The sequence below is a fragment of the Actinoallomurus acaciae genome (assembly GCF_042429965.1).
GTDB classification, from domain to species: Bacteria; Actinomycetota; Actinomycetes; order Streptosporangiales; family Streptosporangiaceae; genus Actinoallomurus; species Actinoallomurus acaciae.
In genome coordinates this window covers 1-1,704 of record NZ_JBHLZP010000952.1, presented here as the reverse complement: position 1 = coordinate 1,704, position 1,704 = coordinate 1, and the positions used below count along the sequence as shown (strand labels likewise).

At 72.8% G+C, this 1,704-nt stretch carries 1 protein-coding gene and 2 pseudogenes; all 3 read left to right on the top strand.

Annotated elements, in window-relative coordinates:
- Window positions 1-211: pseudogene (locus ACFFNX_RS49280) on the top strand (hypothetical protein); the annotation flags it as partial.
- The gene (locus ACFFNX_RS49275) at window positions 208-1,278 is read left to right on the top strand and encodes a sigma-E factor regulatory protein RseB domain-containing protein (protein WP_378213385.1); all 1,071 of its coding nucleotides are present in this window, start codon (window positions 208-210) and stop codon (window positions 1,276-1,278) included. The pseudogene ACFFNX_RS49280 and the gene ACFFNX_RS49275, both read left to right, overlap by 4 nt.
- Before the next feature lie 171 nt (window positions 1,279-1,449).
- Window positions 1,450-1,704: pseudogene (locus ACFFNX_RS49270) on the top strand (hypothetical protein); the annotation flags it as partial.

The window sequence follows — 1,704 nt, the reverse complement described above, 5'->3', positions numbered from 1 at the left end:
TCTGCCGCGCGGCCGTTATCTCCTCGCCGGCGCCGCGACCCTGGCCGTGCTCGGCATCGGCTCCGCGGCGTTCGCCGCGGGCTCGGACCCACGCTCGCTGCCGCGCGTGGCTCCCTCGGTCGAGCAGTTCGCGGTCGAACACGCTCTGACGTCGGGCGACGTTCCCCTGACCGACCCCAAGCCGGCAGAGAAGACCAGCGATAGCCCGTGACTCATCGGATCTCGCGCAACTCGTGGATGGCAGGAGGCATCGCCGCCGCGCTTCTCATGCTGTGGTTCGTGACGACCGGTGACACGGCGAGCGGCGCGCGGCTCCAGTCCGACCCCGAGGCGCTGCGGCTGCTGCGCGGCGCCGAGGGCGCGGCGCGCACGACGCCGTACGAGGGCACGCAGTTCGTCACCGCGTGGAGCCGCAGCGGGATGGCGACGACCTCCCTGGTCAAGGTCGTCCACATCCCCGGCGACGGCACCCACATGCGCGTGCAGAGCACCACCGCCGACCAGGGCGGCCAGATGTTCGAGGCCGACGACTCCGAGCACACCGGCGGGCTCACCGGCTACACCCCGAAGATGCTCGACCTGCTGGCGCGCAACTACGCGGTCGTGCGCGCCGGCCAGGGTGAGGTGTCCGGGCGCGCCACGTCCGTGATCGAGGCGCGGCGCGCCGACGGCAGCGCGGCGGGCCGCTTCCACATCGACCGCCAGACCGGGCTCATGCTCCGGCGCGAGCTGCTCGACCAGCAGGGCCGCGAGGTCAACCTCACGTTCTTCACCGAGATCCGGCCGACCGCCCCCAAGGCGCAGCTCCTCATGGCGTCCACGCCGCACACCGTCGAGGCGCCCTGGGCGCACCAGCTCGCGAGCGCCGACCTCGGATCGCTGCGCTACCGCGGCTGGCCGGTCCGCGACGGCCTGCCCGACCGCCTCAGCCTGTACGACGCGCGGCAGCTCGACGGCCACGGCCCGGTCGTGCACCTCAGCTACTCCGACGGGCTCTCGGTGGTCTCGGTCTTCCTCCAGCGCGGCACGCTCGACGCCGGCAGCGTCGCCAGCTGGCACAAGGCGACCCGGGGCGGCCGCACCGTCTACCTGAGCGACACCATGCAGCAACGCGCCATGTGGGCGAGCCGGGGCTACGTGTTCACCGTCCTCGCCGACGCGCCGCCCCCGGTCGTCGACAGCGTGGTGGCCGCGCTGCCGCACGGCGAGACCGGTTTCTGGGGGCGTCTCCGCCGTGGGCTCGACCGGCTCACTTCATGGGCCAACCCATTTGACTGATCTGTGTAGATCCCCTTTGCTATGGGGATTCGACGTTGTTTCGCCTGCGGGGGGTGAAGCCGCGAACCGGCGGGTTTCACCGGCAAGGTCGCTTATGCTCGCCACATACCTCACGCGCCATAGTTGGGGAGACGACGACAGGTCCATGCGCGGTCGGCAAGGAGTCAGGTGATGACGGAAGACAACCGCGCGCCCGGGGGTCCGCCGCAGGACGACCGGCGCACGCCAGCGTTCGAGCCGGGGAACTCCACGGGCCCCCAGAACCCGGCGGACCAGCTCGTCGCCGGCGGGCCGCAGAATGGGCCACCGACGGGGCCCCAGGCTCCGGTGGACCCGTTCGTCGCCGGCGGGCCGCAGGGCGCACCACCGGCCGGTCCCCAGGGCATGGCACCGCCCGACCCGGGGCCGCGCTCGCCGTACGGCGCG